This window comes from Kineococcus sp. NBC_00420 (assembly GCF_036021035.1).
Classification (GTDB): domain Bacteria; phylum Actinomycetota; class Actinomycetes; order Actinomycetales; family Kineococcaceae; genus Kineococcus.
The window spans coordinates 1,184,961-1,207,650 of the sequence record NZ_CP107930.1 but is presented as its reverse complement, the minus strand read 5'-3'; the positions used below and the strand labels follow the sequence as shown (position 1 = coordinate 1,207,650).

Sequence of the window (22,690 nt, the reverse complement as noted above, 5' to 3'; positions counted from 1 at the left end):
GATCACGACCGCTACCGGGGGGCGGGGCGAGCCTTCACAGGACTCACCCCAGGGCTTGCCAGGACCCACCGGAACCGGATGGGACGATGGCTCACGGCATGAGCGAACAGACCCCTGAGCGGACCACCCTGACCATCAACTGGGCGCAGATCGCCGGCGGCGCCCTCGCGGCCGTCACCTCGGCGTTCCTGCTGGCCGGGCTGAAGAGCCTCGGCTCCTACGGCACCCTCGTCGGCGCGGCGATGGGCAGCGTCATCGCCTCGACGGCCGCCGCGATCTACGGGCACTACCTCAACGCGAGCCGGCAACGGCTCGCCGAGGCCGCCCGTCGCGCCCGGGGTCGATCCCCCGGACCCTCCCCGGTCCCGCCGGCCCAGGATCAGCACCCCGACGACCCGGCCCCGCCCGTGCCCGGCGAGGACGACCCGACACCGCCCCCGGCGCCGGTTCCCCCGCCCCGCAAGCGGTTCCGGCCGGCCCACGCGGTGCTCCTCGGGGTCTCGGCGTTCGTGCTGAGCGTGGGCGGGATCTTCGCCTTCGAGCAGCTGAGCGGGCAGAGCGTCGCCGCGGAGCGTCAGGGGTCCACGGCCACGGTGAACTCCGGGATCGTGGGCAACGAGATCACCAGCACGCCCTCGACCCCCACCGAGACCTCGTCGCCGACCGAGACCGCGACGAGCACGGACACCGCGACCAGCACGGACACCGCGACGAGCACCGCGACGGCCACCGACAGCCCGACGAGCTCCGGGACGGCCACCGACGACCCGACCTCGAGGAGCACGGCGACGAGTTCCTCGTCACCGACCGGCAGCGGGTCGTCGTCCAGCAGTTCCTCGAGCAGTTCGTCCTCGGGCGAGGCGACCGCTCAGCAGGACGCCGCCGCCGTGGCGACACCGACCTCGGACAGTTCCGACGCCGCCCTCAGTCGGCCCAGCGGGATCCCCACGACCGACCCCACCGCCGGCTGATCCGGGCCGGGGAGGCTGCGGCGCGGGTCAGCGGGTCAGCGGGAACGCGTGGACTCGTTGGGCCGCATCTCCTTCGGGACGAGCTCGAGCATCTCGTCCGGGAGCAGCGGCAGGTCGAGCAGGCTGAGCTTCACCCGGGACCGGCGTCCGTGGCCCGCGGCGTCGAAGCGGATGACGTGCCCCGCGTCGCGCTCGGCGCGGACCTCGATGACCGACCCCGGCAGCAGCTCGCCGGAGGCGATCCCGTCGATCTCGACGACGGGCGGCCCGGAGGACTCCAGCAGTTCGATCCGGACGGTCTCCTCCACCCCGAGCACGATGGGCCGGGCGATGCCGGACATCGGCGCGACCGGCGTCACCAGCAGGGTGTCGGCTCCGGGGGAGACGACCGGACCGCCGGCGGCGTAGCTGTAGGCCGTCGAGCCCGTCGGGGTCGCGAGGACGATCGCGTCGCAGCGCAGGTAGCCGATGCGCTGGCCGGCGACCGACAGCGCGGCCGTCACCGTCCCCCGCCCCGGGGTGCGGGCCAGGGCGATGTCGTTGAAGGCGACGGCCTGCTCGAGGGTGTCGCCCGTGCGCAGTTCGGTGCGCAGGCACAGGTGGGGTTCGACGGTGAAGTCCCCGGCGGCGATGCGCTCCAGCGCGCCGGGCAGTTCGCGGGGTTCGAGCTCGACGAGGAACCCCAGGTGACCGAGGTTCACCCCGAGCACCGGCACCCCGCGGGCGACGACGAGGCGCAGCGCGCCCAGCATCGTGCCGTCCCCACCGAGGCTGACGACGGCGTCGACGGTGGAGGCGAACTCGTCCTCGCCCACCCCGAGGACTCCCGCGGGCAGCCGGGTGACGTCGGTCCGCAGCCCGACGACCTCCTTGCCGTGCTCCGCGGCCCAGGCCACCACGAGGTCGGCCTCGGCGGAGGTGTCGCGCACGGGGTGGACGACGAGGCCGAGTCGTCCGACCGTTGCGGGCTGCATCCCCGACACGCTAAACGCCTGCGCCCCCGACACGTCCGGCAGGGCGTGCCTGGGGCGACCCGGCGACGTGGCCGCGGGTGGCGGCGTCCTGGCCGAGCCGGCTCGTCCGGGCCCGGGGGACGACCAGCGGGGTGCCGGTCTCGGGGTCGGGGATGACGACGCAGGGCAGGCCGAAGACGTCCTCGATGAGCTCGCTGGTGACGATCTCGTGCGGGTCGCCCTGGGCCACGACCCGGCCCTCCTTCAACGCCACGAGGTGGGTCGCGTAGCGGGTGGCGTGGTTGAGGTCGTGCAGGACGGCGACCATCGTGCGGTCCTGCTCCTCGTGCAGGCGCGCGCAGAGGTTCAGGATCTCGATCTGGTGGGCGATGTCGAGGTACGTCGTCGGCTCGTCGAGCAGCAGGATGGGGGTCTCCTGGGCCAGGGCCATCGCGATCCAGACCCGCTGGCGCTGCCCGCCGGACAGTTCGTCCACGCTGCGCTCGGCGAGGTCGGTGACCTGGGTGGACGCCATCGCCGCGTCGACGGCGCGTTCGTCGTCCTTCGACCACTGCCGCAGCAACTTCTGGTGCGGGAAGCGGCCTCGGGCGACCAGGTCGGCGACGGTGATGCCGTCGGGGGCCGTCGCCGTCTGCGGCAGCAGCCCCAGCCGGCGGGCGACCTCCTTGCTGGGCAGCGAGTGGATCTGCTCGCCGTCGAGGAACACGGTGCCCTTCCGGGGTTTCAGCATCCGGGCCAGGGCCCGCAGCAGCGTGGACTTGCCGCAGGCGTTCGGGCCGATGATGACTGTGAAGGACCCGTCGGGGATCTCGATCCCGAGGTCCTCGGTGATGGTGCGATCGTCGTAGGCGAGGGTCAGGTTCTCGCCGCGCAGACGGTTCCGGGTCACGTCGTTCCGTTCTCTCGCAGTCGGAGTCATCAGCCGCGGCCCCGTCGCCACTGGGTGGCCAGCAGCCACGCCAGGTAGAGGCCACCGACGGCGCCGGTCACCACCCCCACGGGCAGCTGGGTCGGCGCGAAGAGGCGCTGCGCCACGAAGTCGCTGACCAGCACCATGAGCGCCCCGGTGAGCCCTGCGGCCACCAGTCCGGCCCCGACGGCGCGGGTCATCCGCCGGGCCACCTGCGGGGCGGCGAGGGCCACGAAGGCGATCGGGCCGGCGGCCATCGCGGCCAGCGCCGTCATGGCGGTGGCGACGACCAGGACGGTCGACCGGGTGCGGCCGACGTCCACCCCGAGGGCGCGCGACGCGTCGTCGCCGAGGTCGAGCATGGTCAGCGAGCGGCTGCTCAGCAGCGCGAGCGGGACCAGGACCGCCAGTCCGAGGCCCAACGGGGTCGCCTGCTCCCAGCCGCGGCCGTTGAGCGACCCCGTGATCCAGACCTGCGCCTGCTGGGCGTCCTCGACGCGGGAGCGGGTCAGCAGGTAGTCGTTGACGGCCTGCAGCACCGCGGTGACGCCGATCCCGACGAGGATCAGCCGGTAGCCCTGGACCCCGCCGCGGCTGGAGAGCAGGTAGACGGCGACGGCCGTCACCCCGCCCCCGATCAGGGCACCGAACGCGGTCTGGCTGCCGCCGCCACCGATCACCAGCAGGACGACGAGGGCCCCGGTCACGGCGCCTGAGGTGAAGCCGATGACGTCGGGGGAGCCGAGCGGGTTGCGCGTGACGAGCTGGAACACCGCACCGGCCATCCCGAGGGCGAGACCGACGAGCAGTCCCGTCACGACCCGCGGCAGCCGCAGACCCAGCACGATGAACCCGTCCGCCCGGCTGCCCTGGCCCAGGAGCGTGCGGACGACGTCCGGCACCGAGATCGGGTAGTCGCCGGTGGTGAGGCTGAGCGTCACCACGCCGGCGAGCGCCGCGAGCAGGCCGAGGCAGACGAGCAGGCTGCGTCCCTCGATGCGCAGCGAGATCCCGCGTCCGGCCCGGACGGTGCGACCCGTGCGGGCCTGGTCGGCGGTCCGCAGCGGGGGCACGCTCGCCAGTCTCTCCGACGTTCCCGCGCTCACAGCTGGGCCAGCCGACGACGCCGGACGAGCGCGACGAGGACGGGCGCCCCGAGCACGGCGGTCACGATGCTGACCTCCAGCTCCCCGGGCCGGACCACGATCCGCCCCAGGACGTCGCCGAACAGCAGCAGCGCCGGTGCGACGACGCAGGAGAGGGGGAGGACCCAGCGCTGGTCCGGTCCGGTCAGGGCGCGCACGACGTGCGGTACGGCGAGACCGACGAAGGCGATGGGGCCCGCGGTGGCCGTGGCGGCGCCGCAGAGCAGGGTGACGGCGAGCGCCGTGAGCACCCGGGTCCGGGTGACGTTCGCGCCCAGCGCCCGGCCCGAGTCCTCGCCCAGTGCGAGGGCGTTCAGGGCCCGGGACTGGGTGAGGGCCAGCAGGATCCCGACCGCGAAGAACGGCAGCATCTGCCAGAAGGTCGTCATGTCGTGCCCGGCCAGCGAGCCGACCTGCCAGAACCGGAACCGGTCGAAGGTCGTGGTGTCGAGCAGCACCTGCGCGCTGGTGTAGGCGTACAGCGCGGCCGAGACGGCGGTGCCGGCCAGGGCGAGGCGGACGGGGGTCGCCCCGCCGCGGCCGGTGGCGCCGAGCAGGTAGACCGCGACCGAGACGACCGCGGCGCCGAGCATCGAGGCCCAGACCAGCTGCAGGCGCGAGGTGAGGCCGAACACGGCGAGCGCCGTGACCATGGCGGCGGCGGCGCCGGAGTTCACGCCCAGCAGGCCCGGGTCGGCCAGCGGGTTGCGTGTCAACGCCTGCATGAGCGCCCCGGACAGGCCCAGGGCGGCGCCGACGACGATGCCGAGGAGCGTGCGGGGGATCCGCAGTTCCCGGACGACGAGGACGTCCTGGGAGCCGCCGCTGCCGTCGGTGAGGGCGCGCAGGACCGTGCCCAGCGGGATCTCGCGCGACCCGATCGCGAGGCTCGCGAGCACGGCCAGACCGAGCAGGGCGCAGGCGAGGAGCAGGGCGAGGGGGCGGTTCACCCGCCGCTTCGCCGGAGCCGGCCCGGTGCGCGCGGCCGCCGGCGGCGGTGCACTCGTGGAGGTGGACGAGGTGGACACAGAAGTGAGGTTAGCCTCTCCACCCTCCGATCCGGAACGTGTGTCCCCGACCCCGCGCGAACCCGGATCGTGACGCTTCCCTCCTGTGATCGCGGGGGGCGCTGCCGATGGGAGGGGGCGACGGTCGGTAGGATGGTCGTCGGCGGACGCCAGTGCGTCCGCGGTCGAGTGTTCAGCACCGAGCCCCAGGGGCCGGAGCGCAGGTCCCTCGCACGGCCTCCGGGCCGGCGGGTGTGGTCGGGCACCACGGCCACTTCCCGTCGTGTCCGTCCTCCGAGAGGCTCCTTGTGAACTCGTCCGCGTCCCGCGGCCCCCGCACGTCCAGCTCCACCCCCCGCACCGAGGGTTCGGTGCCGCCGCCGCGCCGGCGTCGTCGCGCCAGCGGTTCGGGCACCGCGACCGACCAGGCCGCGCAGCAGTCCCGCAGCCGCCAGAACCCGAACCAGAGCGCGAACCCGGCCCCGCGCCAGGCACCCGCCGAGCGCGTCCCGGCCCAGCGTCCGACCAGCGCCGAAGGCTTCTCCGACACGGCCGTGGAGATCGTCGAGGACGGGCGCAGCTTCGCCGACCTCTTCGTCCCCCAGCCCCTCGTCGACGTCCTCGCGAGCACCGGCGTGGTCAGCCCGTTCCCGATCCAGACCGCGACGCTGCCCGACTCGATGGCCGGTCGCGACGTCCTCGGTCGCGGTCGCACCGGCAGCGGCAAGACCATCGCGTTCGCGCTGCCGCTGGTGACCCGTCTCGCCGCCTCGACCCGCCCGCGCCGCAGCAAGCGCCCGCGCGCGCTCGTCCTGGTCCCGACCCGCGAGCTCGCCAACCAGGTCTCGGCGACCGTGACGCCGCTGGCCCACGCCCTCGGCCTCAGCACCACCGTCGTCTTCGGCGGCGTCGGGCAGAACCCGCAGGTCAACGCGCTGCGCGACGGTGTCGACGTCCTCATCGCCTGCCCCGGCCGGCTCGAGGACCTCATCCGCCAGGGGCACTGCCAGCTCGACGCCGTCGAGGTCACCGTCCTGGACGAGGCCGACCACATGGCCGACCTGGGCTTCCTGCCCGGCGTGAAGCGCCTGCTCGACGCGACCCCCGTGGTCGGTCAGCGCCTGCTGTTCTCGGCGACGCTGGACAACGGCATCGACGTCCTGGTCAAGCGCTACCTCTCCGAGCCCGTCGTGCACTCCGTCGACCCGGCCGTCGCGCCGGTCTCGACCATGGAGCACCACGTCCTCGAGGTCGCCGCCGACGGGAAGAACTCCCTGGTGCGCGAACTGGCGGCGGGGGAGGGCCGCACGGTCCTCTTCACGCGGACGAAGCACGCGGCCAAGAAGCTCGCGAAGCAGCTGACCGCGAGCGGGATCCCCGCCGTGGACCTGCACGGGAACCTCAGCCAGAACGCCCGCGAGCGCAACCTCGGTGCGTTCTCCGACGGCTCGGTGAAGGTCCTCTGCGCCACCGACATCGCCGCCCGCGGCATCCACGTGGACGACGTCAGCATCGTCGTGCACGTCGACCCGCCGACCGAGCACAAGGCGTACCTGCACCGCTCCGGGCGCACCGCCCGCGCCGGTGCCGGTGGTCTCGTCGTGACCGTCGCGACGCCCGACCAGCGGGGTGACGTCCGGACCCTGGCCCGCCAGGCCGGCATCTCGCCGCAGTGGACGAGCGTCTCCGCGCAGCACGAGCTCGTCGGCCGTCTCGTCGGCCCGGCCGCGGCGCACGTCGACCCGGCGGACTCGCCGGTGCCGACCGCCCCGGCCCAGCCCCAGGCGCAGCGTCGGGCCAAGACCCCGACGCGCCAGCCCGCGGCCCGTCGGGGCGCGGCACCCGCCGCGGAGGCGACCGGGGCTCCCCGCCGTCGCCGTCGTGGTGGTCAGGGTCGCGGGCCCGCCACGGGCGGCCCGGCGAACTGAGGCTTCCCGCCCTAGATTGCTGAGGTGGGCGGGGCGGGTGGGGTGGGCAGGCCGGGGTCGCCCAGCTGGTGGGGCTACAGTCACCCGCACAGCCGCGCCGCGGCCCACCTGTTCTTCTGGCTCCTCGTCGCGGGTGTCCTCGGGGCCCTCTGGTGGTGGTTCAAGGGCCGGCACGCGCCGGTCCGGCCGGCGGCGGTCCGCATCCTGCAAGGGGTCGTCGCCGGACTGGCCGTCACCTCGATCCTGCTCGGCACGGCCTGGCGCAGCGTCACCGACCTCGGTGCCGCTCCCGTCTGCGCCGCGCCGCCGGGGGAGGAGTGGGGCTCCACCGCCGACGTTCCCGACCTCACGCCGTCGCTGCTCGCGCAGAAGGTCGCGACCTGGCCCGAGACGGGTCTGGCCATGCTCTACGCCGACGCCCGCGGTCTCACCGTGTGCCGCTACGCGGCCGCCGACTACTACGTCGGGGTCGTCTCGAAGGCGGTGGCCGGCAAGCGCACGGTGAACTTCGGGGACATGGTGATCTCCCCGCGGTTCCCCACGGTCCCCTCCGACGCGGCGAACCTCGCCGAGCACGAGTCGCACCACCGACCGCAGTGGGCGGTCGCCACGTTGCTCGCCGGCCCGGCCGGCTTCCCGGTCGCCTACGGCGTCGACGACTTCTTCTTCCCCGGGGCCCGCAACCACTTCGAGCGCCTCGCCGGTCTCCGGCTCGGGGGCTACGTCGACGTCGGCCACGGACCCGTCCTGGGAGGCCGTCAGGTCGTCGCGCTCGTCGTCGTCGGGCTCGGCCTGGGGGCGGTGCTGCTCCGGCGGGTGCTGCTCCGAGGGGTGCGGTCACGGCGGGCAGGATGAGCGGGTGCCACCCCTCGTCCCGTCGATCCCCCACCACCTGCTCTCGGCCCTGCCCGTCGCGGCGGTCCTGCCCGACCTGATCGACGCGCTGCGCTCCCGGGGGACCGCCGTCCTGCAGGCCCCGCCCGGCACGGGCAAGACGACGCTGGTGCCCCTCGCGCTGGCCGACGCGCGCCCCGGGAAGGTCGTCGTCGCCGAGCCCCGCCGGGTCGCCGCCCGCGCGGCCGCGGCCCGGATGGCCTCGCTGCTGGGCGAGCCGGTCGGGGCCACCGTGGGCTACGCGGTCCGCGGTGAGCGCAAGGTCTCCGCGGACACCCGCGTCGAGGTCGTCACCACGGGACTGCTGCTGCGGCGCATGCTGCACGACCCCGAACTGCCCGGTGTCGCCACCGTCCTGCTCGACGAGGTCCACGAACGGCAGCTCGACGCCGACCTCGCCCTCGCCTTCGCCCTGCAGGCCCGGGACCTGCTCCGCGAGGACCTCTGGCTGCTGGCTGCCTCGGCCACCCTCGACGTGCCGCGCCTGGCCGCACTGCTGGACGGCCCCGTCGTGACCGCGACCGCACCCGTCCACCCGCTCGAGGTGTCCTGGTGCCCGCCGCCGCGGCCGGTGCGACCGCCCGAGGGCCTGCGCGTCGACCCGGCGCTGCTCGACCACGTCGGCGGGCTCGTGGGACGGGCCCTGGAACGCGACGGCGACGTGCTGGTCTTCCTGCCGGGGGCCGGGGAGATCCGCGCGGTGACCAACCGGTTGCAGCGCAGCGCCTTCCTCACCGACGTCGACCTCGTCGAGCTCAGCGGCGGCCGCTCCGGGGCCGAGCAGGACGCCGCGCTCCGGCCCGGTCCCCGGCGTCGGGTCGTGCTCTCGACCGCCGTCGCCGAGTCGTCGCTGACCGTCCCGGGGGTCCGGACCGTCGTCGACGCGGGGCTCGCCCGCGTCCCGCGCATCGACCACGCCCGGGGCTTCGGCGGTCTCGACACGGTCCGGGTCTCGCGCGCCTCGGCCGACCAGCGGGCCGGTCGCGCAGCCCGCGAGGCCCCCGGGACGGTGCTCCGCGCCTGGTCCGCCGCCGATCACGGACTGCTGCTCGCCCACACCCCGCCGGAGATCGCGACCGCGGACCTCACCGGGTTCGCGCTGCTCACGGCGGGCTGGGGCGACACCGACGGGCTGTCCCTGCTCGACCCGCCGCCCGCCGGCCCGCTCGCGGCGGCCCGGGAGGCGCTGGACCGGCTGGGGGCGCTCGCGGACGGCCGGATCACCCCCTCGGGCCGGGCGATGGCCGAGGTCGGGCTGCACCCGCGGCTGGCCCGGGCCCTGCTCGACGGGGCCGGGTGGGTCGGGCCCCGGACGGCGGCCGAGGTCGTCGCGCTGCTCTCGGAGGACTCGCTGCTGCGCGGCGGTGACGACCTCGTGGCGTCGTGGCGGGCGGCGGAGGGGGACCCGGTGTGGCGGCGGGAGGTGTCCCGGCTGCGCTCCTCGGTGCCCTCGATGCCCACAGTGCCCCCGGCGTCCGGGCGCGGCGGTTCCGCCGGTCTGCCCCGCGACCTCGCGGCGGCGGTCGTCGTCGCCCTCGCCCACCCGGAACGCGTTGCCCGGCAACGCACCCCGGACGGTGTCGCGTACGCGACGACGGGCGGGACGGGGGTCGAGGTCGCCCCGGGCAGCGGGTTGCGCGCCGCCCCGTGGCTCGCGGTCGCCGTCGCCGACCGCGCCCCCGGGCGAGCCGCCGCCCGCGTCCGCTCGGCGGCGCCGCTGACTGAGGACCTCGCCCGTTCCGTCGTGGGGGTCGAGGTCCGTGACGAGGTCGTCTGGCGCGACGGGGACGTCGTGGCCCGCCGGGTCGAGGGGGTCGGGGCGGTGGAACTGGCCGCCCGGCCGCTGCCGCACCCCCCGGCCGAGCTCGTGGCCGCGGCCGTCGCCGACGGGATCCGCCGGGAGGGGCTGCGTCTGCTGTCCTTCGGGGCGGGGGCGGCGTCGTTGCGCTCCCGGGTGGCGTGCTGCCGCGCCGCGCAGGGCGGTTCCTGGCCCGACCTCGGCGACGAGCACCTGCTCGCCACCCTCGACCAGTGGCTCGGAGCCCAGCTGACGGCTGTGCGTTCGCGGCGCGACCTCGCCCGCATCGACGTCGTCGCGGCCCTGCGGGCGCAGCTGCCCTGGCCGCAGGCCGCCCGCCTCGACGAGCTCGCCCCGGTGGACCTGCCCGTGCCGAGCGGTCGCTCGGTGCGACTCGACTACACCGACCCGGCCGCCCCGGTGCTCGCCCTGAAGCTGCAGGAGGCCTTCGGGTGGACGGCGACCCCGCGCCTCGTCGAGGGCCGGGTGCTCGTGGTGCTGCACCTGCTCTCACCCGCCGGTCGGCCGCTGGCCGTCACCGCCGACCTGGAGTCGTTCTGGCGCAACGTCTACCCGGCGGTCCGGGCCGAGAACCGGGCCCGCTACGCCAAGCACCCCTGGCCGGAGGACCCGCTCACCGCCGTCGCGACCGCGCGGACGAAACCCCGCTCAGGCTGACGCGGACCGCCGCGCGACCTCGGGGACCGGCCCCTCCGAGGACCACGGGAAGTCGATCCACCGGTCCGTCTCGCGCCAGGAGTACTCCGGCGCCAGCCGGGTGGTGGGCTTGCGGTAGACGACGACGGAACGGGCCCTGATCCCGGCGTCGGCGCACATCCCCACCACGACGGCGAGGGTCCGGCCGGTGTCGGCGACGTCGTCGACGACGAGGACCTCGCGGCCGGCCAGTTCGGCCAGGTCCACGGAGGGCGCCAGCACGACCGGCTCGGGCAGGCGGGAGTCGACGCCGGTGTAGAACTCGACGTTGATGGTCGCGGTCTCCTTGACCTCCAGCGCGTACGCCAGCCCGGCGGCCAGCGGCAGCCCGCCGCGGGCGATCCCGAGGATCACCTCGGGGCGGTAGTCCCCGTCGGCGGCGATCGTGGAGGCGAGTTCCCGCACGGCCTCCCCGAAGGTCGACCAGGTGAGCACTTCGCGGGCGGGGGCGTCGGACGTCACCCGGGGAGGCTAGTCGACCCCCTCGTCCCGCCCGGGCCCCGCTGCCCGGGCCGATGGCGAGCGCAGAACCGGCCCCGGCGCATACGATCACTGACTGTGACGACTCGAGACCGGGTGGGTGGCTCATGAGCCCCGCGCTGTCGACGGTCGACGTCGTCGTCATCGGTGCCGGACAGGGCGGTCTCTCGGCCGCCTTCTTCCTCGACCGGGCCGGGCTCGACCCGGGTCGCGGCTACGTCGTCCTCGACGCCGACGACGAACCGGGGGGCGCCTGGCGCCACCGCTGGTCCGGTCTGACGATGGACCGCGTCAACGGCGTCCACGACCTGCCGGGTTTCCCGCTGGGGGCCGTCGACCCGACCGCACCGGCCCGCGAGGTCGTCCCCGCCTACTTCGCCGAGTACGAGCTCCGGCTCGGGCAGCCGGTCCGTCGACCCGTCGCCGTGCAGGAGGTGCGACCGGCCGGGGCCCGCCTCGTCGTCGACTCCACGGCGGGCAGCTTCGCCGCCCGCGCGGTGATCAACGCCACCGGCACCTGGACGAAACCGTTCTGGCCCACCGCCCCCGGGCGCGAGACCTTCCGCGGCCGGCAGCTGCACACCGCCGACTACCCCGGCCCACGGGACTTCCTGGGGCAGCACGTCGTCGTCGTCGGCGGCGGGATCTCCGCCGTCCAGCACCTCGAGGACCTCTCCGGTCTGGGCATCGCCACGACCTGGGTCACCCGGCGCGAACCGGACTTCCGCGACGACTTCGACGTCGACGCCCGCCGGGCGGCCGTGGAGGTCGTGGCCCAGCGGGTGGCGGCGGGGGAGCCGCCCGGTTCGGTCGTCTCGGCGACCGGGTTGCTGCTCACCCCGGAGGTCGCGGCGCTGCGCGACCGCGGCGTCCTCAAGCGCCACCCCATGTTCGCCCGCGTCCTCCCCGACGGGGTCCGCTGGGCCGACGGCTCCGAGCAGGCCGCCGACGTCATCCTGTGGGCCACCGGGTTCCGGCCCGCGGTCGACCACCTGCGCCCCCTGAAGCTGCGGGAACCGGGCGGCGGGATCCTCGTCGACGGCACGCGCGCGGTCCGCGAACCGCGGCTGCACCTCGTCGGCTACGGACCCTCGGCCAGCACGATCGGTGCGAGCCGGGCGGCCCGCGAGGCCGTGCGCGAGGTCCTCGCCGGCCGGTGAGGTCCGGCGACCGCCGGCCGCGGGGTACGTTCCGGCCATGACCTCGCCGACCTCGCCCTTCGACACCCCCCTCACCTCGCTCACCGGTGGTGCGCTCGACACCGCCCAGTTCGCCGGCAAGGCCGTGCTCGTCGTGAACGTCGCCTCCCGCTGTGGTTTCACCCCGCAGTACGAGGGGCTGGAGAACCTCCAGAAGGAGTACGGCGACCGCGGGTTCACCGTGCTCGGGGTGCCCTGCAACCAGTTCAAGGGCCAGGAGCCCGGGTCGGAGGAGGAGATCGCGGAGTACTGCTCCGCGACCTGGGGCACGACCTTCCCGATGACCGGCAAGGTCGAGGTCAACGGCCCGGGCCGCGACGCGCTCTACACCGCGCTGGTCGACACCGCGGACGCCGAGGGTGCGGCCGGCGACGTGGCCTGGAACTTCGAGAAGTTCCTCGTCTCGCCCGCGGGTGAGGTCGTGGGTCGGTTCCGCTCGCGGACCACGCCGGAGGACGCCGCGCTGCGTTCCGCCGTCGAGGCCCAGCTCCCCGCCTGACCCCCTCCCTCACCGTCCCCGCACCGGCTGCGCCAGCGGGAACGGGACGGTGAGCACGCCGCCTCCGACCTGGACGTGGTAACGCGTCCGACCGAGCTTCACGATGCGGCCGGTGGCTCCGGCGAACCGCCCGGCGCCGCCGACCCGTACCACGGCACCCACCGGCAGGTGCTGGGGCGCAAAGACTCCGGAAGGACCGGACTGCAGACGGGCCCACTCCTGCCGGTAGCCGGGCGTCATCTCCGTCAGCGGGACCTCGCGGCCGCGGTGGCTCCAGCGCAGCACGTTGGCCGGGTCGAATCCCCCCGCGCACCTCCCGCACGCGACCACCCGGCTCGGCCGCTGGTGGCGGGTCACGACGTGTCCCGCCGGGCAGGTCCCCGACCAGGGGCCGTCGGGCCGGGGCGCGGAGGACAGTCGCCGGGCCGAGCAGCCGATGCGTCGGGCCGTCGCCCGCCACACCGCGTCGTGACCGTGGCGCGGGCCCACCAGGGCGTGCGCGATCTCGTGCAGGATCGTGTCCCGGACCTCCTCGGGCGAGTGCAGCGCGGTCAGCGGCGCGCTCAGCCAGATCTCGCGCCGGTCCGCCCGGCACACCCCCGCCCGCGTCTTCGCGCGGTCCAGCACGACGCTCCAGCCCGTCAGTCCGTGCTCGTCGAGCAGCCCTTCGGCCACCGCCACCGCGTCCCTCACGTCCACCCGCGCATCCTCTCCCTCGACCCGGGGAGGCATCCGAGCACGGAGCTCCGACACGACCGGCTCGGCGGCCGGAACGACGCCAGAACGACGAAGAGGACCCCGCACGTCAGTGCGAGGTCCTCTGCTGCTGTGCCCCCGGCAGGACTCGAACCTGCGCACACGCCTCCGGAGGGCGATGCTCTATCCGCTGAGCTACGGGGGCCCGCGGTGCGATGGAGACACTACCAGCGCCCACGCGCTCGTTCCGACCACCCGCTGCGCCGAACGGGAGGACGGGAGCGAGCTCGCACGCCGGTAGGCTTGTCCTTCGTGACTCCCGCCGAGCTCTCAGCTGCCCTGAGGGACGCCCTGACCGCGGCCGTGACCGCCGGAGAGCTGTCCCTCGACCCCGCCGACGTGCCGGCCGAGGTCCGCGTGGAGCGTCCGAAGAACCGCGACCACGGGGACTGGGCCACCAGCGTCGCCCTGCAGCTGGCCAAGAAGGCCGGCGTGCCCCCGCGCGACGTCGCCACGCTGGTCCAGCAGCGACTGCTCACCGTCGAGGGCGTCAAGGCCGTCGACATCGCCGGCCCGGGCTTCCTCAACATCACCCTCGACGCCGCGGCCGCCGGGGAACTGGCCCGCGGCGTCGTGACCGCCGGTGCGGCCTTCGGTCGGGCCGCCACCCCGAGCGGGGAGCGGATCAACCTCGAGTTCGTCTCCGCGAACCCGACGGGCCCCATCCACCTCGGCGGGACCCGGTGGGCCGCGGTCGGCGACTCCCTGGCCCGCGTCCTCGAGGCCGCCGGCGCGACCGTCACCCGCGAGTACTACTTCAACGACCACGGCGCCCAGATCGACCGCTTCGCCCGCTCACTGCTGGCCCGCGCCAACGGCGAACCGGCTCCCGAGGACGGCTACGGCGGCGGCTACATCTCCGACATCGCCGCCGCGGTGGTGGCGAAGGTGCCGGGGACGATGGACCTCCCGCGCGAGGAGCAGCAGGAGACCTTCCGCCGCGAGGGCGTGGAGCTGATGTTCGCCGAGATCCGGGCGAGCCTGGCCGAGTTCGGCGTCGAGTTCGACGTGTACTTCCACGAGGACTCCCTGCACGCCTCCGGTGCCGTCGACCGCGCCGTGCAGAAGCTGCGCGACCTCGGCCGAATCTACGAGTCCGACGGTGCGACCTGGTTGCGCACCAGCGACTTCGGCGACGACAAGGACCGTGTCGTCCTCAAGAGCGACGGCAACCCGGCCTACATCTCCGGGGACCTCGCCTACTACCTCGACAAGCGCGAGCGCGGGTTCGACCGCTGCGTGATCATGCTCGGCGCCGACCACCACGGCTACGTCAACCGGATGATGGCGATGTGCGCCGCGTTCGGGGACACCCCGGGCGTCAACCTCGAGATCCTCATCGGCCAGATGGTGAACCTCGTCAAGGACGGCGTCCCGCTGCGGATGAGCAAGCGGGCGGGGACCGTGGTGACGATGGAGGACCTCGTCGAGGTCGTCGGCGTCGACGCCGCGCGCTACTCGCTGGTGCGTTCCAGCGTGGACTCCAGCATCGACATCGACCTCGACGTCCTGACGAGGCGCAGCAACGACAACCCGGTCTTCTACGTCCAGTACGCTCACGCCCGGACGGCCAACGTCGCGGTCAACGCGGCCACCGCCGGGGTGCGTCGCGAGGACGCCTTCGAGCCCTCGCTGCTGACCGACGAGACCGAGTCCCTGCTGCTGGCCGCCCTCGCGGAGTTCCCCGCCGTGGTCGCCCGGGCGGGGGAGCTGCGCGAACCGCACCGGGTCGCGCGCTACCTCGAGGAGCTCGCCGGTCGGTTCCACAAGTTCTACGACGCGTGCCGGGTGACCCCGCGCGCCGACGAAGAGGTCACCGACGTCCACCGGACGCGGTTGTGGCTCAACGACGCCACCCGGCAGGTGCTGGCCAACGGCCTCACCCTGCTCGGTGTCTCGGCGCCGGACCGCATGTGATGGGGAGGATCTGAGTGGCGAACATCGCCGTCGTCCCGGCCTGGCTCACGCCGCCCGCGGACGTCAACGAACTGCTCCCGCAGCTGTGGGCGCGCACCGTCGGCCGCGACGAGGCGGGGACCCTGCACGTGGGGGGCACCGCGGTCGGTGACCTCGCCCGGACCTACGGGACGCCGCTCTACGTGGTCGACGAACTCGACTTCCGCTCCCGGGCGGTCGCCTTCCGCGACGCCTTCGCCGACGCCTTCGCCGACCTCTGCGGCGGTGCCGACGTCTACTACGCCTCGAAGGCGTTCATCGCGACGGGCATCGCCCGCTGGATCGCCGAGGACGGGCTGCACCTCGACGCCGCCTCCGCCGGAGAGCTGGACCTCGGCCTCCGGGGCGGGATCCTGCCCGGCCGGATCGCGTTGCACGGCAACAACAAGTCGCGCGCCGAGATCTCCGCCGCGCTCGAGGCCGGCGTGGGGCGCATCGTCCTCGACTCCCTCGCCGAGATCGACCTCGTGGCCGAGATGGCCCGCGAGCGCGGTGTCGTCGCGCCCGTCATGCTGCGCATCACGGTCGGGGTGGAGGCGCACACGCACTCCTACATCGCGACCGCCCACGAGGACCAGAAGTTCGGGTTGTCGCTGGCCTCGGGCCGGGCCGAGGCCGCGGTCGCGAAGATCCTGGCCCGTCCGGAGCTGCACCTGCTGGGTCTGCACAGCCACATCGGCTCGCAGATCTTCGACATGGGCGGGTTCGAGGTCTCGGCCCGTCGACTGCTCGAACTGCACCAGAAGGTCGAACGCGACCACGGGGTGGAACTGCCCGAGATCGACCTCGGTGGCGGCTACGGGGTGGCCTACACCTCCGAGGACAAACCGCTGCAGCCGGTGGAGATCGCCGGCCGCCTCGCCGAGATCGTCGCCCGCGAGTGCCTCGTGCAGGGCATCGCCGTCCCGCGCGTCTCGGTCGAACCCGGTCGCGCGATCGCGGCGCCGAGCACGTTCACCCTCTACGAGGTCGGCACGACCAAGGAGGTCGAGCTCGAGGGCGGCACCCGTCGTCGCTACGTCTCCGTGGACGGCGGCATGAGCGACAACATCCGCACCGCGCTCTACGACGCGGACTACTCCGCGACCGTCGCCTCGCGCGCCTCCACCGCCACGGGCGTGCTGTCGCGCGTCGTCGGGAAGCACTGCGAGAGCGGCGACGTCGTCGTGCGGGACGAGTTCCTCCCCGAGGACACCACGGCGGGGGACCTGCTCGCGGTCCCCGGCACCGGGGCCTACTGCCGGAGCATGGCCAGCAACTACAACCAGGTGCCCCGCCCGGCGGTCGTGGCCGTGCGCGACGGGGCCGCGAAGGTCCTGGTGCGCCGCGAGACGCCCGAGGACCTGCTCGCGCTCGATGCCGGGTGAGCGGCGGTCGCCCGGACCGCCCGGTCCGGCGCAGGTGAGAGGGTGGGGCCGGAACGTGCTGGACGAACTGAGGGGACTGCTGCGGTGGAGCCGGTGAAGGTCGCGCTGCTCGGGTGCGGTGTCGTGGGCACCGAGGTCGCGCGACTGCTGAGCACGCAGTCCGCCGAACTCGCGTCGCGCGTCGGGGCACCGCTGGAGCTGGTCGGGATCGCGGTGCGCCGCCTCGGCCGTGACCGCGGTCTGCCCATCGACCCGTCGTTGTTCACGACCGACGCGGAGGAACTCGTCACCCGCGCCGACGTCGTCATCGAGGTCATCGGCGGGATCGAACCCGCCCGCGGGCTCATCCTGCGCGCCATGGAGCACGGCGCCTCGGTCGTCACGGCCAACAAGGCGCTGCTCGCCGCCGACGGCCCCACGCTGTACGAGGCGGCGGCGAAGAACGGCGTCGACCTCTACTACGAGGCCTCCGTCGCCGGGGCGATCCCGCTGCTGCGCCCGATGAAGGAGTCGCTCGCGGGCGACCGCGTGACCCGCGTGCTCGGCATCGTCAACGGGACGACGAACTACGTCCTGGACCAGATGGACACCACCGGCATGGGCTTCGCCGAGGCCGTCGAGCAGGCGCAGGCCCTGGGGTACGCCGAGGCCGACCCGACCGCCGACGTCGAGGGCTTCGACGCGGCCGCCAAGGCCGCCATCCTGGCCTCGCTGGCCTTCCACACCCGCGTCAGCCTCGACGACGTCCACCGCGAGGGGATCACCGAGGTCAGCGCCGCCGACGTGCGGGCCGCCCAGCTCCAGGGCTGCGTCGTGAAGCTGCTGGCCATCTGCGAACGCGGCGTCGACGCCGAGGGCAACGAGGCCGTCTCGGTGCGCGTGCACCCGGCGATGCTGCCGCGCGGACACCAGCTCGCCGGCGTGCGCGGCGCGTTCAACGCCGTCTACGTCGAGGCCGAGTCCGCCGGTCAGCTGATGTTCTACGGGCCCGGCGCGGGGGGTCAGCCCACCGCCAGCGCGGTCATGGGCGACGTCGTCGCCGTGGCGCGGCACAAGGTCGTCGGGGGTCGCGGGCCGGGGGAGTCGGCCTACGCCCAGCTCCCCGTGCAGCCGATGTCCGAGACCGTGACCCGCTACCACGTGCGCCTCGACGTGGCCGACAAGCCGGGCGTCCTGGCCCAGGTGGCCGGCGTCTTCGCCAAGCACGACGTCTCCATCGAGGCCGTGCAGCAGCGCCAGGTGCCCACCGAGGACGGTGGTCGTGCCGTCCTGGTCGTGGTGACGCACAGCGCACCCGACGCCGCCCTGTCGACGACCGTCGACGAGCTCGAGCAGCTGGACATCGTGGACTCCGTGGCCGGCGTGCTGCGGGTCGAAGGAGGGGACGCCTGATGGCGCACGTGTGGCGGGGTCTGATCGAGGAGTACCGGGACCGGTTGCCGGTGACCGACTCGACCCCGGTGGTCACCCTCGGCGAGGGCGGCACACCGCTCGTGCAGGCGTTGGTGCTGTCGGAGAAGGCCAAGGGCCGGGTCTACCTCAAGGTCGAGGGCTGCAACCCGACGGGTTCCTTCAAGGACCGCGGCATGACGATGGCCATGACCCGGGCCAAGGAGCTCGGGGCCGAGGTCGTCGTCTGCGCCTCCACCGGCAACACCTCCGCCTCGGCGGCGGCCTACGCCGTCGCCGCGGGCATCCGCTGCGCCGTGCTCGTGCCGGACGGCAAGATCGCCCTGGGCAAGCTCTCGCAGGCCGTGGCCCACGGAGCGACCCTGCTGCAGGTGGACGGCAACTTCGACGAGTGCCTGACCCAGGCCCGCAAGCTCGCCGAGGCCTACCCCGTCGAGCTGGTGAACTCGGTCAACCCGTACCGCATCGAGGGGCAGAAGACCGGCGCCTTCGAGGTCGTCGACGTCCTGGGTGACGCCCCGGACATCCACGTGCTGCCCGTCGGCAACGCCGGCAACATCACGGCGTACTGGAAGGGCTACACCGAGTACGCCGCCGACGGCATCGCCACGAAGACCCCGAAGATGTGGGGCTTCCAGGCCGCCGGCGCCGCGCCGATCGTCAACGGTCACCCCGTCGACGAGCCCGAGACGATCGCGACCGCGATCCGCATCGGTCACCCCGCGTCCTGGACGGGGGCGACCACCGCCCGCGACAGCTCCGGCGGGCGCATCGGCGCCGTCACCGACGACCAGATCCTCGCCGCGCACCGCTGGCTCTCGGCCCGCGAAGGCGTGTTCGTCGAGCCGGCGTCCGCCGCCGGTGTCGCCGGCCTGCTCGCCGCGATCGAGGCCGGCGAGGTCGAGCCGGACCAGACCATCGTGATCACCGTCACCGGGCACGGCCTGAAGGACCCCCAGTGGGCCCTCGAGCTCGCCGGCGAGGGTGCCGACGGCAAGCGGCACGCCGTGCAGCCGGTCCGGGTGCAGCCGGACGCCGTCACCATCGCCCGGGCCATGGGCCTGGACGTCTGAGCGCGCGGGTGTCGACCTCCCGGCGGGTGTCCGTCCCCACCCGGACGCGTGCGCTCACCCCGTTGCCGGTGGGGACGGCCGTCCTCGTCGAGGTCCCGGCCACCAGCGCGAACCTGGGCCCCGGCTTCGACGCGTTCGGCCTGGCCCTGGACCTGTGCGACGAGGTGCGCGCCGAGGTGGGGTCCCCCGGGGTCCGGGTGCGCGTCGAGGGGCAGGGCGCCGAGGCCCTGCCCACCGACGGCCGGCACCTGGTGGCGCGGGTCCTGCTCGAGGAGCTGGCCGCCGCCGGCTTCTCCGCTCCCGGACTGGACCTGCTCTGCCGCAACGTGATCCCGCACGGTCGGGGTCTGGGCTCGTCGGCCTCGGCGATCGTCGCCGGCCTCGCCGCGGCCCGCGCCCTGCTGCGCGCCGCCGGGGTCGTGCAGGAGAGCGACGTCCAGACCCGGCAGCGGTTGCTGACCGAGTCGACGCGCCGCGAGGGACACCCCGACAACGCCGCTCCCGCCGTGCACGGCGGGTTCACCATCGCCTGGACGCGGGGTGAGGACCCGACGCACCCGGACGCCGTCTCCTCGGTCCGCCTGCCCGTGCACCCCGACGTGCGGGCCGTGGTCTGCGTGCCCGCCGAGGAGCTCGCGACGTCGCGGGCCCGGGCGCTGCTGCCCGCGACGGTGCCGCACGCCGACGCCGCGCTGACCGCGGGTCGTGCGGGGTTGCTGGTGCACGCCCTGACCTCGGACCCGTCGCTGCTCTTCGACGCGACCGAGGAACGCCTGCACCAGGCGCAGCGCGCACCCGCGATGCCGCGCACCGCCGAGCTCCTCGCCACCCTGCGCGCCGAGGGACTGGCGGCCGTCGTCTCCGGGGCCGGACCCAGCGCGTTGACGTTGACGACGGCCGACCGGGTGGCCGACGTCGAGCGCATCGCGGCGTCGCGGGGAGGCTGGGACGTGCACGACCGCCCCGTGCACCAGTGCGGCGTGCAGTGGCGCGAAGACTGAGACGCGCTGCGGGACAACGGGTGCAGGCGCCGGCTCGCTTCGTGCGCGCGACCCGCCGACGCGTCCGAACGGGGGACGTGGAACGTCCGGCGGCCCCACGGTGTTAGAGTCGTGGACAGCACTCACGGGCAGGGCACTGGAGTCGTACCCACTTCGCACCTCGTTGTCGGGTCGTCTGCAGTTTCATCTCCTCCCTGCTCTCGAGCGCGTCTCCACGTCTGATGTGCGCCCCTCCGCGCGACCGTGGATTCCCATTCCTGCCCGATCGGGCAGTCATCGCGACACCCCGGACCCGGTTCGGCCGGCTCTGCAGGTCAGTCGCTCCGACGAGGGGGAAGGACCTTCGTGACCGACACCACAGACATCGCTGCCACCGACGGCGCGACCGCCGACGCGCCTGCGCGCCGTACCGGCAGCCTCTCCGCCCTTCGACTGCCGCAGTTGCAGTCGCTCGCCGCGGAACTCGGCATCTCGGGCACCGCGCGGATGCGCAAGGTGGACCTGCTCGCGGCCATCCGCGAGCACCAGTCCGTCGTGCCGCAGCGCGGGGGCCGTCCGGCCGCCGCCGCCGAGACGAGCACCCAGGCCACCACCCAGACCGCTGAGGCCGGCGCGCCGCAGACCCCGGTCGCCGCTGCGGCACCCGAGGTCCCCGCCGCTGCTGCGGTCGAGGCCCCCGTGGCGGAGGAAGCCCCCGCCACCCGCCCGCCGCGGACCCGCTCCCGTCGTGCGAGCTCGTCCGCCGGCGCCCCGCCGGTCGCCGAGTCCGCTGCTCCCGTGCCGTCCGAGACGCCCGCGCAGCCGGCCGTCGAGGTGCCCGCCACGCGCAACGAGCCGACGCTGGACGACTTCGTCGGGTCCCGTGGCGAGAGCCGCCCGGAGCGCCAGGAGCGCACCGAGTCCCAGGACGGCACCCCGCGCCTGTCCCGCCGGGAGCGGGCCCGCCGTGACCGGGTGCGCGAGCCCGACCAGCAGGTCGAGCTGCCGAACATGCCCCGCCGCGGCGAGAACAGCGCCCCCGAGGCCGAGCAGCGCCCCGAGCGCGCCCGGTCCGAGGCCCGCACGGAACCGCGGGTGGACCGCGAGCCGCGCGAGAACCGCGAAGCCCGCGAACCGCGGGTGGACCGCGAGCCGCGCGTGGAGAGGACGGAGCGCCCCGAGCGCACCGACCGTCCGGAGCGCCAGGAGCGCACCGACCGTCCCGAGCGCACCGAGAACCGCCCCGAACCCCAGGCGGCGTCGACCAACGGCCCCAGCGCGGGCTACGACGACGACGAGGCCGGTGGCCGTCGTGGCCGTCGCAACCGCTACCGCGACCGCAAGGGTCGTCGGGGTGGCCGTGAGGGCGCACCCGGCGCTCCCGAGATCGACGAGCAGGTCAACGAGGACGACGTCCTGCTGCCCGTCGCGGGGATCCTCGACGTCCTCGACAACTACGCGTTCATCCGCACCTCCGGCTACCTCGCCGGTGCGAACGACGTGTACGTCTCGCTCGGCCAGGTGAAGAAGAACAACCTGCGCCCCGGCGACGCCGTCACGGGTGCTGTCCGTCAGCCCCGCGAGGGCGAGCAGACCGGCGCGCGGTCGAAGTACAACGCGCTCGTCCGCGTCGACACCGTCAACGGTGCCCCGCCCGAGCAGGCCCGCAACCGGCCGGACTTCGCCAAGCTCACGCCGCTCTACCCGCAGGAACGTCTGCGCCTGGAGACCGAGCCCAACGTCCTGACGACGCGCATCATCGACCTGATGTCGCCGCTCGGGAAGGGCCAGCGCGGCCTCATCGTGGCCCCGCCGAAGGCCGGCAAGACGATGGTCATGCAGGCCATCGCCAACGCCATCACGACGAACAACCCCGAGTGCCACCTCATGGTCGTGCTCGTGGACGAGCGTCCTGAAGAGGTCACCGACATGCAGCGGACGATCAAGGGTGAGGTCATCGCCTCCACCTTCGACCGTCCCGCCGCCGACCACACCGCGGTCGCCGAACTCGCCATCGAGCGGGCCAAGCGCCTCGTGGAACTCGGCAACGACGTCGTCGTGCTGCTCGACTCGCTGACCCGCCTGTCCCGCGCCTACAACATCTCGGCGCCCGCCAGCGGCCGGATCCTCTCCGGTGGTGTCGACGCCTCGGCGCTGTACCCGCCGAAGCGCTTCTTCGGTGCGGCCCGCAACGTCGAGAACGGCGGCTCGCTGACGATCCTGGCCTCCGCCCTGGTGGAGACGGGTTCGAAGGCCGACGAGGTCATCTTCGAGGAGTTCAAGGGCACCGGGAACATGGAGGTGCGCCTCTCCCGCCAGCTGGCGGACAAGCGCATCTTCCCCGCGGTCGACGTGCCGGCCTCCGGTACCCGTCGCGAGGAGATCCTCATGTCCCGCGAGGAGCTGGCGACCGTCTGGAAGCTGCGTCGCGTCGTCACCGCGCTCGACGCGCAGGCCTCCATCGAGCTCCTGCTCGACCGCCTCAAGAAGACCCGCAGCAACCTCGAGTTCCTGCAGCAGGTCCAGAGCTCGACCCCCTTGGTGAACAAGGACTGATCGGGAATGCTCTCCGGAGCCGCCGGGTTCCACTACCCGGCGGCTCCTGTGGGAGACTGCTTCGACACCG

The 22,690-nt window shown here is 74.2% G+C and carries 18 protein-coding genes and 1 tRNA gene; 12 read left to right on the top strand and 7 right to left on the bottom strand.

Translation table 11 applies throughout. The annotated features are described in order from the left end of the window. Positions 1–98: 98 nt before the first annotated feature. Positions 99–971: a hypothetical protein gene (locus OG218_RS05895; RefSeq protein WP_328292272.1), complete on the top strand. Its 873-nt coding sequence runs from the start codon at positions 99–101 to the stop codon at positions 969–971. A gap of 35 nt (positions 972–1,006) precedes the next feature. Here the strand turns inward: OG218_RS05895 and OG218_RS05890 are convergent, their stop codons facing one another. From OG218_RS05890 to OG218_RS05875, 4 genes are read right to left on the bottom strand one after another with little or no spacing between them, the layout of a single operon-like run. After that, positions 1,007–1,945 carry an NAD(+)/NADH kinase gene (locus tag OG218_RS05890; RefSeq protein WP_328292271.1) on the bottom strand — a complete coding sequence of 313 codons (939 nt, stop codon included), beginning with the start codon at positions 1,943–1,945 and terminating at the stop codon, positions 1,007–1,009. A gap of 10 nt (positions 1,946–1,955) precedes the next feature. After that, complete coding sequence (locus OG218_RS05885; protein ID WP_442906369.1) at positions 1,956–2,864, bottom strand: ABC transporter ATP-binding protein; 909 nt, start codon at positions 2,862–2,864, stop codon at positions 1,956–1,958. Beyond that, positions 2,864–3,937: a FecCD family ABC transporter permease gene (locus OG218_RS05880; protein WP_442906463.1), complete on the bottom strand. Its 1,074-nt coding sequence runs from the start codon at positions 3,935–3,937 to the stop codon at positions 2,864–2,866. The genes OG218_RS05885 and OG218_RS05880 overlap by 1 nt, the downstream gene beginning before the upstream one ends. Positions 3,938–3,957: 20 nt before the next feature. Beyond that, positions 3,958–5,028: a FecCD family ABC transporter permease gene (locus OG218_RS05875; protein ID WP_328292268.1), complete on the bottom strand. Its 1,071-nt coding sequence runs from the start codon at positions 5,026–5,028 to the stop codon at positions 3,958–3,960. Between the two features lie 287 nt (positions 5,029–5,315). Here OG218_RS05875 and OG218_RS05870 point away from each other — a divergent pair, with 287 nt between their 5' ends. From OG218_RS05870 to hrpB, 3 genes are read left to right on the top strand one after another with little or no spacing between them, the layout of a single operon-like run. Then, positions 5,316–6,935 (top strand): DEAD/DEAH box helicase, encoded by a 1,620-nt coding sequence (locus OG218_RS05870; RefSeq protein ID WP_328292267.1) that lies wholly within the window; start codon positions 5,316–5,318, stop codon positions 6,933–6,935. Positions 6,936–6,959: 24 nt separating this feature from the next. Next, a complete protein-coding gene (locus OG218_RS05865) occupies positions 6,960–7,790 on the top strand; it encodes a hypothetical protein (RefSeq protein WP_328292266.1) in 831 nt (276 codons plus the stop codon). 4 nt (positions 7,791–7,794) lie between these two features. Further along, positions 7,795–10,305 carry an ATP-dependent helicase HrpB gene (hrpB, locus tag OG218_RS05860; RefSeq protein WP_328292265.1) on the top strand — a complete coding sequence of 837 codons (2,511 nt, stop codon included), beginning with the start codon at positions 7,795–7,797 and terminating at the stop codon, positions 10,303–10,305. Here the strand turns inward: hrpB and OG218_RS05855 are convergent. Further along, a complete protein-coding gene (locus OG218_RS05855) occupies positions 10,297–10,806 on the bottom strand; it encodes a phosphoribosyltransferase (protein WP_328292264.1) in 510 nt (169 codons plus the stop codon). The genes hrpB and OG218_RS05855 overlap by 9 nt on opposite strands. A 125-nt stretch (positions 10,807–10,931) precedes the next feature. On the opposite strand from OG218_RS05855, the gene OG218_RS05850 reads away from it, so the two are divergent. Together OG218_RS05850 and OG218_RS05845 are read left to right on the top strand one after the other, a co-directional pair. Continuing rightward, positions 10,932–11,984 carry an FAD-dependent oxidoreductase gene (locus OG218_RS05850; RefSeq protein ID WP_328292263.1) on the top strand — a complete coding sequence of 351 codons (1,053 nt, stop codon included), beginning with the start codon at positions 10,932–10,934 and terminating at the stop codon, positions 11,982–11,984. 37 nt (positions 11,985–12,021) lie between these two features. Further along, the gene (locus OG218_RS05845; protein ID WP_328292262.1) at positions 12,022–12,522 is read left to right on the top strand and encodes a glutathione peroxidase; all 501 of its coding nucleotides are present in this window, start codon (positions 12,022–12,024) and stop codon (positions 12,520–12,522) included. A gap of 9 nt (positions 12,523–12,531) precedes the next feature. Here OG218_RS05845 and OG218_RS05840 read toward each other — a convergent pair whose 3' ends face one another. Together OG218_RS05840 and OG218_RS05835 are read right to left on the bottom strand one after the other, a co-directional pair. Then, positions 12,532–13,221: a SprT-like domain-containing protein gene (locus OG218_RS05840; protein WP_328292261.1), complete on the bottom strand. Its 690-nt coding sequence runs from the start codon at positions 13,219–13,221 to the stop codon at positions 12,532–12,534. Positions 13,222–13,351: 130 nt separating this feature from the next. Next, a tRNA-Arg gene (locus OG218_RS05835) sits at positions 13,352–13,423 on the bottom strand. Between the two features lie 107 nt (positions 13,424–13,530). Here OG218_RS05835 and argS point away from each other — a divergent pair. From argS to rho, 6 genes are all read left to right on the top strand, one after another. Next, positions 13,531–15,195, top strand: coding sequence for an arginine--tRNA ligase (argS, locus tag OG218_RS05830; RefSeq protein WP_328292260.1), 1,665 nt, complete (start codon positions 13,531–13,533; stop codon positions 15,193–15,195). Between the two features lie 14 nt (positions 15,196–15,209). Then, positions 15,210–16,601 (top strand): diaminopimelate decarboxylase, encoded by a 1,392-nt coding sequence (lysA, locus tag OG218_RS05825; protein ID WP_328292259.1) that lies wholly within the window; start codon positions 15,210–15,212, stop codon positions 16,599–16,601. A gap of 84 nt (positions 16,602–16,685) precedes the next feature. Beyond that, positions 16,686–17,993, top strand: a complete 1,308-nt coding sequence (locus tag OG218_RS05820) for a homoserine dehydrogenase (protein WP_328292258.1) — start codon at positions 16,686–16,688, stop codon at positions 17,991–17,993. Continuing rightward, the gene (gene thrC / locus OG218_RS05815; RefSeq protein WP_328292257.1) at positions 17,993–19,084 is read left to right on the top strand and encodes a threonine synthase; all 1,092 of its coding nucleotides are present in this window, start codon (positions 17,993–17,995) and stop codon (positions 19,082–19,084) included. Before OG218_RS05820 ends, thrC begins: the two co-directional genes overlap by 1 nt. Positions 19,085–19,110: 26 nt before the next feature. Continuing rightward, complete coding sequence (gene thrB, locus OG218_RS05810; RefSeq protein WP_328292256.1) at positions 19,111–20,085, top strand: homoserine kinase; 975 nt, start codon at positions 19,111–19,113, stop codon at positions 20,083–20,085. Positions 20,086–20,430: 345 nt separating this feature from the next. Beyond that, positions 20,431–22,620: a transcription termination factor Rho gene (gene rho, locus OG218_RS05805; protein WP_328292255.1), complete on the top strand. Its 2,190-nt coding sequence runs from the start codon at positions 20,431–20,433 to the stop codon at positions 22,618–22,620. Positions 22,621–22,690: the final 70 nt, after the last annotated feature.